Raw genomic sequence first — 13,602 nt, forward strand, 5'->3', positions numbered from 1 at the left:
GTATAAGTAGTTTTTGTGAAAAAAGTGTCTTATCTTGCTATAAATGTATATTTATCCTTTTTTCATAAAGTTTCAACAGATAAATGCGTCTATTTTGTGACAAAATTGAAGGTTATCTATACAACGATAGTAGAAAGGATATATAGTTGATATATCTTTTAACTATACAATTTTGTATAATAGTAAACGTTTTTACAGGGTGTCTCATCCATAAGACATTCTTTTTTATTTGCAATTTTATTTATAAATATTATAATTTAGTAATGATTACAATGTTCTTGTTTTTTATTTCAGATTTTATATAATACAATATCACTATATGCATCGGAAAGGTGGACATATTAAATATGAGCAAAAAATTTCAACATACATTTTTAAAAGCAGCCAAGGGAGAAGAAACTGAATTTGTTCCTGTTTGGTATATGCGTCAAGCTGGACGGTCTCAGCCAGAATATCGAGCAATTAAGGAAAAATACTCCCTTTTTGAAATTACCCATCAGCCAGAGCTTTGCGCCTACGTTACAAAGCTTCCTGTTGATCAATATGATGTGGACGCAGCCGTCTTGTATAAAGATATTATGACACCACTGCCTGCAATTGGCGTCGATGTCGAAATACAATCAGGAATCGGACCTGTTATTGCGAACCCGATACAATCTTTTCAAGATGTAGAGAAATTAGGGGTGCTGCAGCCAGAGAAGGATATTGCTTACGTATTGGATACAATAAAACTATTAACAACAGAACAGCTTACGGTACCTTTGATAGGTTTTTCGGGAGCTCCATTTACACTTGCGAGTTATATGATTGAGGGAGGTCCGTCGAAAAACTATCATAAAACAAAAGCATTTATGTATGCTGAACCAGAAGCATGGTTTGCTCTTATGGAAAAACTGGGCGATATGGTAGTCACTTATGCAAAAGCACAAATTAAAGCCGGAGCGAATGCTATTCAAATTTTTGATTCATGGGTTGGTGCATTAAATGTCGAAGATTACCGCATTTTTATTAAACCAATTATGGCAAAGATTTTTTCAGCATTAAAAGAAGAGCAAGTTCCTTTAATCATGCATGGAGTAGGTGCAAGTCACTTAGCGCTGGAATGGAATGACTTGCCTTTAGACGTTGTTGGGTTAGATTGGCGTTTATCCATTAAAGAAGCAAAGGAAAAAGGAATAACAAAAGCGGTACAAGGGAATTTAGATCCTGCTGTTCTTTTGGCACCTTGGGAAGTAATTGAAGAAAGAGCCAAGGATATTATAGATCAAGGGATACAACAAAAAGGATTTATTTTTAATTTAGGACATGGTGTATTCCCTGATGTGAATCCTGCAGTTTTAAAAAGATTAACTGCATTTGTACATGAATATTCAGCAGAAGCTATAAAGAAGAAATAAGTATAAACTGACTACTGAAAGAGTGATAATATGAGCAAAAAACAAGTTGGGCTTTTAGTGATGGCATATGGTACTCCGTATAAGGAGGAAGATATAGAAAGATATTATACACATATTCGCCACGGCAGAAGACCTACCGATGAGATGCTAAATGATTTGAAAAGCCGTTATGAAGCAATCGGTGGTATTTCTCCTTTAGCTAAAATTACGTTGGAACAAGCCAAAAGCTTAGAATCCTATTTAAATGAGATGCAAGATGAAATCGAATTTAAAATGTATTTAGGGTTAAAACATATAGAGCCTTTTGTGGAGGACGCTGTTACAAGTATGCATGAAGACGGTATTACAGAAGCAGTCAGCATTGTGCTTGCTCCTCATTTCTCGACATTCAGCATTAAATCTTACAACGGCCGTGCGAAAGAAATGGCAGATAAATTAGGTGGACTTACGATTCATAGTATTGAAAGCTGGTATAAGGAGCCGAAATTTATTCATTACTGGGCGGAAAAAGTAAAAGAAGTTTATCGCAACATGCCAATGGAGGAAAGAGAAAACGCTGCTTTAATTGTGTCGGCACATAGTTTGCCAGAGAAAATTCTTCAATCTGGGGATCCTTATCCAAATCAGTTAAAAGAAACGGCAGATCTTATTGCAAAAGAAGCTGGTGTATCTGCTTATTATATTGGCTGGCAAAGTGCAGGGAATACACCAGATCCATGGCTTGGACCTGATGTTCAGGATTTAACAAAAGATTTGCATAAAAAACACGGATATAAAGCTTTTGTATATGTACCTGCTGGATTTGTATCCGACCATTTAGAGGTTCTTTATGATAATGACTATGAATGCTTGGCGGCAGCAAAAGAGGTTGGTGCTAAATATTACAGACCAGCAATGCCAAATGCCCAGCCGGAATTTATTAAGGTGCTTTCTACCGTTGTTTTCAATAAATTAACAGTACATGCTAATTAACAGCTTTACTTTAGAAGTGCGAACAATAAAGCAATGAACAATGCCCAAGGGATTTTATATAGAAATCTTTTGGGCATTTTATTGTTGGATTTATGATGTTTGTATCTAACATTTTCTAAATTTATTGAATGCCGCCTTTTCTTCTTGCAAGAGAGAAAAGGATATAGTATATTTTTATTTGTACTAAATGACTGAAATGGTATTTTGGTCATTTTTTAAAAATACATTTATTAAGCATAATAGGAATGAGACAATAGGTATTTTCCACTTTTCTATTTTCGGAGGTGATTTTTTTGGCGGTGGATCGCAGGAAGCAAATTATTGATGCAGCAGCTAAATCTTTTACGATGTTTGGCTATAAAGCGACAACGATGGATCAAGTTGCTAAAATCGCAAATGTTGGTAAGGGTACCATTTATACTTTTTTTAAAAATAAGGAAGAGCTTTTTTCCGAAATTATTACAGGATTGATACAAGAAATGAAAGAAGCGGCAGATGAATCTTTTCATCCAGAGCATCGTTTTATAGAAAATATGCATACTGCCGTAATAAAAATGCTGGAGTTTCGCAGACAACATCAGCTGACTATCAAGCTTTTTCAGGAGCAAAATGAGATGGGGACATTGGAAGTAAAAGAAGTATTAGAGCGACTGGGAAATGCTGTTATTCAGTATATTAAAATGCGTGTTCAGGAAGCGATTGATAAAGGAGAATTAAAACAGTGTGATACTGAGGTAATCGCTTTTATGATCTTTAAATTATATGTGGCGCTTATTTTTGATTGGGAGAGGAATCATTCCCCTCTTGATGCAGAAGAAATTGCAGTGCTATTTGAAAATACGTTATTGAAAGGATTGTCCGTTTAAGATAATCCTCTTTTAATAAATAAAAATGACTATTCGACCAATTCGGTCAATAGAAACGGAGTGGAAGGAAATGAAACAAAGTTTATTAAAAGCAGAACTATCTTCGATTCTTAAAAATAGAATGAAGCTTATCTCTATTATGGCTATTATTTTTATTCCAATTCTTTATTCAGGCGTTTATTTATGGGCATTTTGGGATCCATACGGTAATTTAGAAAAGCTTCCAGTTGCTGTAGTAAATGAAGACAGCGGCGCAGAAATGAATAACGAGAAGCTGGAGCTTGGGAAGGATTTAGTGGAAAATTTAAAAGAGAATGATGAATTTGCCTTTACATTTGTGAATAAAAAAGAAGGCTATCAAAATTTAAAAAATCAAAAGTACTACATGCTTATTGAAATTCCAAAAGATTTTTCTAAAAACGCGACAACACTTTTAGATGATGATCCGAAAAAATTAGATTTAGTTTATGTTTCTAATCCAGGATATAATTTTATTTCCTCACAAATTGGAAATTCAGCGATGGAAAGAATAAAGGAGAGTGTAAGTAAAGAAATAACAAAGACATACGCTAAGTCCGTTTTTGATCATATTGGTGAAATGGCAGATGGACTTAAAAATGCAAGTACAGGTGCCAAAGAATTAGAACAAGGAACATCAAAAGTAAATGCTGGTTCTAAAGAGGTTTATGATAATCTTGCCACACTTGCTGAAAAATCTATTGAGTTTAACCAAGGGGTTTCTTCTGCAAATTCAGGTGCAAAAAAACTCTTAAATGGTGCTGAAAACTTAGCAGGAGGCTTAGGCCAGCTGCAAAATGGTCAACAGAACCTTGCTAATGCTTCCACAAAATTACAAGATGGAGATCAAGCTATTTTAAATGGCATTTCTCAAACAAATGAGGGGATAAATACATTAAAAGGCAGTATTCCGTCGCTAATAGGTGGAACAAATTCATTAAAACAAGGCTCGGATTCTCTTTCAGAAAACTTGAAAAATTGGAGCAGTAAATCAGCGGAGTTAGCAGAAGGAGCAAAACAGTTAAATGCTGGTACAAAACAGCTGCAGGAAACGATTCAATCGATGCTGCCTTTATTGCAAGGATTGCCAGAAGATAAACAAAATGAATTAATGGCAGCTATTCAAGGGCTTGTTGATGGAAGTGCATCTATTTCAAATAATACAGAGGAGCTTGCTCAAGGTGCCAATCAGTTGGCTGCTGGTGGGGAAAGCCTATCTTCCGGACTAACAGAGCTGAATCAAGGACATGAAAAACTGCAGACTGGTGTTAACCAATTGGCAGATGGCAGCGCTCAGCTGAAAGACGGCTCACAGCAGCAAGTGGCAGGACAGAAACAATTTGTTGCTGGCATGAACAAGTACACATCAGAATTTTCAAAAGCAACGGTAGGTTCAAAAGATCTTGTGGGTGGGATGCAGTCTCTATTAACAGGCATGAATACCTTGGAAACGGGATCTAATGCTTTATCAAATGGAACTAACCAATTAAAAAATGGTTCAAAAGAATTATCACAAGGCACGAGTTCTTTGTTGGATGGCAGTAAAGAACTTTCTGGCAAACTTACCGATGGAGCGAATGATGCAAGTTCTATTCATTCTGATGATAAAACGTATAATATGATGGCAGAACCAGTAAAAGTCAGTGATGAAAAGTTAACGGATGTGCCAAACTATGGTACTGGATTAGCTCCATATTTTATCTCTTTAGGATTATTTGTCGGTGCTTTAATGCTATCGATTGTATTCTCCTTTAACGAACCAGAAGGAATACCAAAAAACGGAATAAACTGGTTTTTAAGTAAAACCGTAATATTGATAGTAGTTGGAACTTTACAGGCGCTTGTTGCCTCCTTTGTTTTACTAGAAGTATTGGGAATAGAAGTGCAAAGTGTTCCGCTGTTTATTTTATTTACAATTATTGTTAGTATGGTGTTTTTCTCGATTATTCAATTTTGTGTGACATTACTCGGAAATCCAGGCCGGTTTCTTGTTATACTTTTATTAATTTTTCAATTAACAACAAGTGCTGGTACATTCCCACTTGAATTAATTCCTAATACCTTGCAGCATGTGCATGCCATATTGCCAATGTCTTATTCAGTTGCAGGCTTAAAAGCGGTTATTTCAAGCGGAGATTTCACGTTTATGTGGCATAATGCTTCTATTCTTGCCATTTATCCAATTGTATTTATTATTGGCACTATTTCTTACTTTGTCGTATCTTTTAGACGTAAATATGGGGAGCTTGCTGTGGACTAGAATAAACTATTTGTTAAAGGGTCAGACTTTTTTATACAGGTCTGGCTCTTTTTGACGAAATAAGAAAGCATAAATTTACTGAAATCTGACGGGTGTCTAGCTTCAGCGCCTAGCCCTTGTGAAAAATAACCCCATGCCTCTAAAAGTAAAAAGCACTTTTTGAGTCATGTGAACATTTTTCTTCAGAGCTGTTCAAGGCGCTTCCGCTTTTCTTATAAATATTGTCGATTTTATGAAATAATCGTAATAAAGTGAAGCAGCATTATAAAATCCGTTATAGTAAAAAAAGTAAGAATATTCCGATAAGTGTATTTGAATAGGAGTTAATCAGAGCGGAGAAGATCGGAGCCCGATGTCATCAACTTAAGATTCCATAAACTTCAAACTATGAAATATCATGGAATTAGATACCCTTTATGTAAAAGAAATACCCAATTTGTTTGGAGAGGCGTCCGCTCGACTCCTACGGGATTAGCGAGACAGACGAGACCCCACAGGAGCAAAGCGACGAGGAGGCTCGGCGCTCGCCCCGTGGAAAGCCTTGGAGAACAGAACGGAAACCCTTACTTCCTAATTAGATGCTTATTTTCCTGTTTTTTGAAATTTAGCTTGATGACATTGGGGCGGAGCCCGGAACATAGGCAGTTTATTACATGAGAACTGAAGGAACGACGTAACGAAGAGATTCGACAGAAATGGTTCCCGTACTTTTTGAACAACCTCTATTAATAGAGTTATGTTACTATTAGAGCTAAGAGACTTGAAACATGGATAAGAGGGGTGCCAAAATGCTTTTTATAGATAATAAAGGAATCACGGATCCACGTATTAATTTAGCGATAGAAGAATATGCAGTAAAAAATTTAGATATTAATGAGAGTTATCTACTATTTTATATTAATGAACCGTCTATTATCATCGGAAAAAATCAAAATACGATTGAAGAAATTAATACAGAATATGTGGAAGCCAATGGAATCCATGTAGTAAGAAGGTTATCAGGCGGTGGAGCGGTTTATCATGATTTAGGTAATTTAAATTTTAGTTTTATTACAAAAGATGATGGCGACAGTTTTCATAACTTTAGAAAGTTTACAGAACCTGTAGTAAACGCTTTACAAAGCATGGGGGTCAATGCAGAATTAAGCGGCCGTAATGATTTGCTTGTTGAAGGAAAAAAAATATCAGGGAACGCTCAATTTGCAACAAGAGGGAGAATGTTTAGTCATGGCACACTGCTTTTTGACTCAAAGATGGATCATATTGTTTCTGCGCTGAAAGTAAAAAAAGACAAAATTGAATCAAAAGGTATTAAATCAGTAAGAGGCCGTGTGGCTAATATTACGGAATTTCTTACTAGAAAAATTACTATTGAAGAATTTCGTAAGTTAATCTTAATTCATATTTTTGAAGGAGAAGAAAATATTCAAGAATATATATTGACAGATGAGGATTGGGAAAAAATCTATGCCCTTTCTAAAGAACGCTACCAAATTTGGGATTGGAACTATGGGAAATCTCCTAAATTTAATTTGCAGCACTCTCATCGTTTTCCTATTGGACAAATTGATGTACGTTTTGAGGTAACACGAGGAGTAATAAAAAACTGTAAAATTTATGGGGATTTCTTTGGTGCCGGGAATGTTGCAGATATAGAAAATAGGTTAGTTGGAATTCGTTATGATCGGACAGAGTTAGAAAAGGCATTAGAGGAAACACCTATCAAACATTATTTTGGTAATGTATCGAGAGAAGACTTTTTGCATCTTATTTATTAAGTAATTTTTTTTGTCCATTGGTTGGATTACTAGCTAGAAGGAGTGCTTTAGATATTGTTACGAGTTGTGATCAGCTTAATGTAATTCTGAAGTCTGACAATTGTCTAGCTTCAGAGCTGTTCAACACGCTTGCGCTTTTGTTCTGATGTTCTTTCTTGGCATTTTGACAATTTCTAGTTCTAAACAGAAAATTTTGGACTAATAATTAATAGAGGTTGTTCAGGTTAGGAGGGAAAGAATGGCTAGAAAAATTGGGTTTTATACCGCTTTATTTTATGTGGTGTACGGTTTATTTTTTTATTGGTACCTTTTTTACCATTCTCACATCACGCTGCCATTTGAATATCAGGGATCAGCAGCAGATCCAGCGACTTTTTTAAATAGCAGAGAACTCACGCTTAGTGAAGAGTACTCGAAAATACGCAACTTTCTATTCTTTATATCTACTCCGTTTGATTGGGTTCTTTATATATTTATTTTATTGTTTGGATTGTCCAAATCTTTTCAAAAATGGGGAGAGGCTTCAGTTAAATTTCCATTTCTGCAAAAGGGAATTTATTTATTTTGGCTGAGTGTAACGGCATTTATTGTAAGCTTTCCGTTAAGTTACTGTAGTTATACATTAGCAAAGACATATAACATTTCGACGCAAAGCTTTACCTCCTGGATAAAAGATGAGTTGATTGATTTTTGGGTGAACTTTGGGTTTTTATTTATTATTGTATTGGTTCTTTATTGGCTGATGAATAAAAGTACGAAACGCTGGTGGTTATATGCCTGGCTGCTTTCTGTTCCATTTACTTTATTTATTATGTTTATTCAGCCGGTGGTAATTGATCCGCTATATAATGATTTTACGCCTTTAAAAAATAAGGAGCTCGAAACAAAAATACTAGCTTTGGCAAAACAGTCTAATATACCGGCAGAACATGTTTTTGAAGTAAATATGTCTGATAAAACAAATGCATTAAATGCTTATGTTACAGGGATTGGCAGCAATGCTAGAATTGTTCTCTGGGATACAACATTAACGAAATTAAAAGATAAAGAAATCCTGTTTGTGATGGCACATGAAATGGCGCATTATGTGGAAAAACATATTTATATAGGAATTGCTCTTTCCTTAAGCTTATCTTTTATTGGTTTATATGTTATTTATAAACTCATGCACATCATTGTAGAAAAATGGGGAAAAGCTTTAAAAATAAGGAAAGTAGAACAGATACATTCTTTGCCATTAATGCTGGCATTAATTTCGCTGCTCTTTTTTTTAGTAAGCCCTGTCACCAACACTATATCAAGATACGAGGAAAAAAGAGCAGATCAATATGCTATTTCTTTAACAAAAGATACGGATGCAGGTATATCAACTTTTCAAAAGTTAACGAAGTCTGGATTAAGTGAAGTGAATCCTCCGTTTTTAGTAAAAGTATTTCGTTATAATCACCCAACCATGCTAGAAAGAATTACTACTTTAGAAGAAGCGAGTATTTTACAAAAAAACAGCAGCAAATAATATTTGGTTATTTTGCTTATAAAAAGGCTCTGTTAAATTCCATGGTTGATTTTCAAAAGGTAGGGAATCCACTCCCTTTCCGGCGGGGTCTTGCCAGCCCGTTTTTCCGCAGGAGTCTAGTAGATTCCCTTCCTATAAAAAACATTATCGTTTAACAGAGACACCCAAAATTCGCACCATGTGGGATGAAAATAAGTAGTGTTCATTCAGCGTGAAGATAGAAGGAGTTAGAGCTAAGAATGATGTTGGTTTGGAGAAGCGTTCGCTCGACTCCTGCGGGATTAGCGAGACAGGCGAGACCCCGCAGGAGCAAAGTGACGAGGAGGCTCGGCGCTCGCCCCGCGGAAAGCGAGCGATAAGCTTCGGAAAACCCCTTTTAACAAAGCTTATTTTCAGGGTAGCCTATAAAAAAGAAGGTGTCCTTTTATCAAGTTATCAATCACTTGGTAAAAGGGCACCTTCTTTTTTAGAAGATAAGAAAGCATAAAATTTTGAAAGTTAGATAACTGTCTAGCTCCTGTGAAGATAACCTCTTGTCTCTAAAAGTAAAGAGCACTTTTTGAGACAAGAGGTTTAAGCAGGGCGCTTCCGTTTTTCTTATTATCCAAAGCGCTTACATAATTGATTGAACTGGAAGCTTAATTCACTAAATTTTTCTTTGTTGCGTTCGTCGATGGCTTTATCAATGAGGGTCATTAAACTTGCTTTTTCCATGTTTAATTGGATTTCTGAAAGCAGCATATCAATGTAGAGGTCCATCACATAAGTTTCTTTTGCTTTGCTTTTTTTCATAGTACTTAACTTCGTTAACTCAGTGTACGACTTTTCATTCATAAAACTCACCCCTGATACCTTTTTAATATTATATGGAAGAATGAAAAAAATATCAATTTAATTTTAAAAATATTTAGAAAATAATAATAAAGTATGAATAAATTGAGAAAATTTAGTGCTATTACACATTTATTGGGAGTTTAGTGCTATTATGTTTGCATATTAAAAAAAGGAGTTGACTTTAATATGGAGGATTTAAAAGACATTTTAATAATGTATGAAATCAACTTTCATACGCTTGCCATTGAGCCTTTTATTACACAGGAAGGTAAAATTTATTCAAAAATATATGAAGGACCGAATATATTTTTTTGTATCTTATGTCCTACTACCATTGTAAAAAGAAGTTGTATGTTTTTAGGTTCTTCATACGATGGAAGAAGGGATGCTACTCGGGCCTTAATGAACTATAATTATAAACTACCAATTGTTATTGACTCCCTCCATTCGATTTATTTTTTTCCTACACATTCGCCATCAAATTCTTCTTGTGTTTGGATTTCCTTACATAACATTTTAGCTAAGAAGAAAATTGCGCCATTAAAAACTCTTGTCATCTTTAGAAATCAACAACAAATATCCGTTAGCATCTCGATGCATTCACTTAATAATCAAATGATGAGAGCAAACTCTTTGCAAAATGTAATCAATTATAATCAGAATAAAATACAAAAGACATTATTTCTTTACGAAAATAATGAAAATGACTACAAAAAATCTGAGAAAGATAAGCTTTATTAAGTAATAATCTCTGGCATCGTATCCATGGTATATCGTTTATATAAATAGAATTGCAATAATTCTTGTACCTTATTTCGTAGGCGGGGATTAAAATAATTATGGTATTCTTCATATCCATTGTATAAGAATAAAAACATCGTAAAAGCATCATCCCGTTTCGTTTCTTGAATCTTCATATTGTGATTTTTCATATAAGCCTTCGTTTTTTTTAACTCCGTTTGTATCGTCTTCATCGTGATTTCTACAAGTTCAATATAGGGCTGTTTTAATTTAAAGCTGCTGTTTTCTATAACAAGAAGATCGCGATTAAGTATAGTTAAAAGCATTGGCAGATAAATTGCTTGTTCCATAATATGTCTTTCTTTTTCAGGGATGCGAGTCATAACATCAATCAACTCCTTTTTATCACATTCAGAACAAATGTTCTGTTTATATGATACATGAATTCTTTTTCTCTTTCAAGTAGGCAATATGTGGTAATTGGAACCGGCATCCAGTTTCCTCTCACGCCGCCTTTATTAGGTTAGAATCTGCCTTTTTCTTGTTAGATGGTGGAGACAAGGCACGAGTCTTCATGGGAGTTTTGTATGCAACATTAGTATAGTGATATTTTTAGGCTGTTTTCTCAAAGTTTGTTGTTTTATACGTAAAAAAATGGGAGCAGAAGTACTCAGCAGACTGAATACACGTAGACTCCTGTGGGAATGCGAGAAAGACGAGACCCCACAGGAGCGTATGCGACGAGGAGGCTCGACGCTCGCCCACGGAAAGCGAAGTGTATGCAGGCTGCGCGTTTAAAAGCAACAATTTATACGAAAACAGCCTATTTTTAAAAGAAAATTCAAGAGATGTGAAGGGATATTATTTCAATTGTCGAAATAATAGGTAACATACATATGGAAGGAAGAATGGGATGAGCGAAAAAAAGAAAATTGCTGCAGAGAATTTATATCATCTAAAATCAGTTGTTGATCCACAAGTAACTGCTGATGGGAAAGAATGTTTGTTTGTTGTGACATCTATCTCGGAAGAAAAGGATGCATATTATTCAAATATTTATTATAAAAATATAGAAAAAAAAGAAGAAGCAGTTCAGTGGACATTTGGTGAAGCTCGAAACCACTCACCAAAATGGTCGCCAGACGGGAAACAAATTGTTTTTGTTTCCAATCGGACAGGAAAAAACCAGCTGTATATATTAAACCGCAATGGTGGGGAAGCGAAACAACTCACTTTTGTGAAGAATGGTGCAACAAATCCTGTTTGGTCACCAAACGGCAGGGAGATTGCCTTCCAAACAACAATTGGCAAAAATGATAGTATACAAGATAAAGAAAGTAAAAAAGAAGCAGAAAAAAAATTCGTTCCTTTAGAAGTGGACAAAATGAAATACAAATCAGACGGTACAGGATTTTGGGATGGAAGCTTTCAGCATATAGCTGTTGTAGATATTCATTCAGGTGAGGTAAAGGAAATTACATCTGGAGAAAATGATTATTTGTTACAAAGCTGGTCACCGAATGGGAAATATTTAGCGGTTTCTGCGAATTTAAGTAAAGAAAAAGACTTCAGTTTTGTTTCTGATGTGTATTTATACGAAGTGGAAACAAAAGTGTGGAAAAAAATAACGAGTGGTACAGGGTATTTTAAAGATGCAACATGGTCGCCAAATAGTCAAAAAATCGGGTTGATTGGCAACGAAAGAGAGTATGAGAATGCAACATTGTCTAAATTATGGCTATACGATGTAGAAATAGACGAGTTACAATGCTTAACAGCTGAATGGGATGTACAGGTTGGAGATTCGGTAGTTGGTGATTTCCAACAAGGAAGTGTGACGCCAGGTATATTATGGGGGGCGGATAATGAGAGCTTTACATTTATAGCCAGCGATCATGGAAATACAATCGTCTATTTTGGAAATGTGTCAGGCGCTGTTTATCCGTCTTTAATGGATAACCAGCATGTATATGGACTTTCGACAGGCGGAAGCTTAAAGCAAGCAGTTGTTGCAATCAGCAAACCAACCTATCCGGGAGACTTATTTTTATTAAACTTAGAAACTGGTGAACTAACACAATTAACAGATGTTAATAGTGAATTTTTAGAAGAATATAGCCTTGCTGATACAGAACCTATCCAGTTCCATGCAAATGATGGTTGGCAATTAAATGGATGGCTCATGAAGCCAGTTGGTTTTAAAGAGGGAGAAAAGTATCCTCTTGTCCTTGAAATTCATGGTGGCCCCCATGCAATGTATGCAAACACTTATTTTCATGAGTTTCAAACATTGACTGCTAATGGCTATGCTGTTTTATATATGAATCCACGAGGAAGTCATGGATATGGTCAGCAGTTTGTTGATGCCGTTAGAGGTGATTATGGCGGAAAAGATTATGAAGATGTGATGGCTGCAGTAGATTATGTAGTAGCAAACTATGATTTTATTGACGAAACACGTTTAGGAGTGACGGGTGGAAGTTATGGCGGCTTTATGACAAATTGGATTATAGGGAAAACGAATCGTTTCAAAGCAGCTGTCACACAACGTTCTATTTCAAATTGGATTAGTTTTTATGGGGTAAGTGATATTGGCTATTATTTTTCCGAATGGCAAATAAAAGCAGATTTAAATGATATTGAAACATTATGGAAACATTCACCCCTTGCCTATATCGATCAAATGGAAACACCGCTATTAATTTTGCATGGAGAAAAAGATTATCGTTGTCCAATTGAGCAGGCAGAACAATTATTTATTGCGCTAAAAAGGCAAAAGAAAATAACTAAATTTATTCGTTTTCCTGAGTCAAACCATGAGTTGTCAAGAAGCGGAAAACCAACACTGCGCATCAGTAGGTTAAACTATATTAATAATTGGTTTAAAGAGTATTTCTGACACTCCCTTTCCTTAAGTGACAAGGATGCAAATATATAAACAAAAAAATCCACGTGGAAAATTATTTTCCTGTGGATTTTTCAATTTTTAAGGGCTTTTAGACAGCCCTTTTTATTAAAGGAAAGGAAGAAAAAATGATGTCAAGAGTATTTTCTGATATGATAGTAAAAAGAACTATTCAATTTATTTTTATGCGAATAGAAATAAATTTGGTTTTCGAGAAGAAAAAAAGTGTATTTACGTTAAGTAAAGGTAAGAATTGTTTATAACAGGATGAAAAATATACTCGGTCAATAAATGATCTTATATAAATAGAATAAG

Annotated in this window: 10 protein-coding genes; 8 read left to right on the forward strand and 2 right to left on the reverse strand. The window is 35.1% G+C overall.

Annotated elements, in window-relative coordinates; translation table 11 throughout:
- Nucleotides 1-347: 347 nt before the first annotated feature.
- The 6 genes from hemE (at nt 348) to ACTYA4_RS11835 (ending at nt 8,807) form a co-directional block, all read left to right on the forward strand.
- On the forward strand, nt 348-1,397 hold the full coding sequence (hemE, locus tag ACTYA4_RS11810) for a uroporphyrinogen decarboxylase (protein ID WP_445505661.1): 1,050 nt from the start codon (nt 348-350) through the stop codon (nt 1,395-1,397).
- Between the two features lie 30 nt (nt 1,398-1,427).
- Complete coding sequence (gene hemH, locus ACTYA4_RS11815; RefSeq protein WP_443481750.1) at nt 1,428-2,369, forward strand: ferrochelatase; 942 nt, start codon at nt 1,428-1,430, stop codon at nt 2,367-2,369.
- 293 nt (nt 2,370-2,662) lie between these two features.
- Complete coding sequence (locus tag ACTYA4_RS11820) at nt 2,663-3,235, forward strand: TetR/AcrR family transcriptional regulator (RefSeq protein ID WP_443481751.1); 573 nt, start codon at nt 2,663-2,665, stop codon at nt 3,233-3,235.
- Nucleotides 3,236-3,305: 70 nt separating this feature from the next.
- Nucleotides 3,306-5,513: a YhgE/Pip family protein gene (locus tag ACTYA4_RS11825; protein WP_443481752.1), complete on the forward strand. Its 2,208-nt coding sequence runs from the start codon at nt 3,306-3,308 to the stop codon at nt 5,511-5,513.
- A gap of 788 nt (nt 5,514-6,301) precedes the next feature.
- Complete coding sequence (lplA, locus tag ACTYA4_RS11830) at nt 6,302-7,291, forward strand: lipoate--protein ligase (protein ID WP_443481753.1); 990 nt, start codon at nt 6,302-6,304, stop codon at nt 7,289-7,291.
- Nucleotides 7,292-7,529: 238 nt separating this feature from the next.
- Nucleotides 7,530-8,807, forward strand: coding sequence for a M48 family metallopeptidase (locus tag ACTYA4_RS11835; protein ID WP_443481754.1), 1,278 nt, complete (start codon nt 7,530-7,532; stop codon nt 8,805-8,807).
- A gap of 600 nt (nt 8,808-9,407) precedes the next feature.
- Here the strand turns inward: ACTYA4_RS11835 and ACTYA4_RS11840 are convergent.
- Nucleotides 9,408-9,641 (reverse strand): IDEAL domain-containing protein, encoded by a 234-nt coding sequence (locus ACTYA4_RS11840; protein ID WP_443481755.1) that lies wholly within the window; start codon nt 9,639-9,641, stop codon nt 9,408-9,410.
- 186 nt (nt 9,642-9,827) lie between these two features.
- On the opposite strand from ACTYA4_RS11840, the gene ACTYA4_RS11845 reads away from it, so the two are divergent.
- Complete coding sequence (locus ACTYA4_RS11845; RefSeq protein WP_443481756.1) at nt 9,828-10,382, forward strand: competence protein ComK; 555 nt, start codon at nt 9,828-9,830, stop codon at nt 10,380-10,382.
- Here ACTYA4_RS11845 and ACTYA4_RS11850 read toward each other — a convergent pair.
- Nucleotides 10,379-10,765: a YhjD family protein gene (locus tag ACTYA4_RS11850; RefSeq protein ID WP_443481757.1), complete on the reverse strand. Its 387-nt coding sequence runs from the start codon at nt 10,763-10,765 to the stop codon at nt 10,379-10,381. The genes ACTYA4_RS11845 and ACTYA4_RS11850 overlap by 4 nt on opposite strands.
- A gap of 530 nt (nt 10,766-11,295) precedes the next feature.
- On the opposite strand from ACTYA4_RS11850, the gene ACTYA4_RS11855 reads away from it, so the two are divergent.
- Nucleotides 11,296-13,281 (forward strand): S9 family peptidase, encoded by a 1,986-nt coding sequence (locus ACTYA4_RS11855; protein WP_443481758.1) that lies wholly within the window; start codon nt 11,296-11,298, stop codon nt 13,279-13,281.
- Nucleotides 13,282-13,602 lie beyond the last annotated feature (321 nt).

The sequence above is a fragment of the Niallia yueguangensis genome (assembly GCF_052663115.1).

Coding starts and splice junctions, on each gene's coding strand:
- hemH (WP_443481750.1), top strand. CDS start 1,428: ATGAGCAAAAAACAAGTTGGGCTTTTAGTGATGGCATATGGTACTCCG.
- ACTYA4_RS11855 (WP_443481758.1), top strand. CDS start 11,296: ATGAGCGAAAAAAAGAAAATTGCTGCAGAGAATTTATATCATCTAAAA.
- ACTYA4_RS11845 (WP_443481756.1), top strand. CDS start 9,828: ATGGAGGATTTAAAAGACATTTTAATAATGTATGAAATCAACTTTCAT.
- ACTYA4_RS11840 (WP_443481755.1), bottom strand. CDS start 9,641: ATGAATGAAAAGTCGTACACTGAGTTAACGAAGTTAAGTACTATGAAA.
- lplA (WP_443481753.1), top strand. CDS start 6,302: ATGCTTTTTATAGATAATAAAGGAATCACGGATCCACGTATTAATTTA.
- hemE (WP_445505661.1), top strand. CDS start 348: ATGAGCAAAAAATTTCAACATACATTTTTAAAAGCAGCCAAGGGAGAA.
- ACTYA4_RS11850 (WP_443481757.1), bottom strand. CDS start 10,765: ATGACTCGCATCCCTGAAAAAGAAAGACATATTATGGAACAAGCAATT.
- ACTYA4_RS11835 (WP_443481754.1), top strand. CDS start 7,530: ATGGCTAGAAAAATTGGGTTTTATACCGCTTTATTTTATGTGGTGTAC.
- ACTYA4_RS11825 (WP_443481752.1), top strand. CDS start 3,306: ATGAAACAAAGTTTATTAAAAGCAGAACTATCTTCGATTCTTAAAAAT.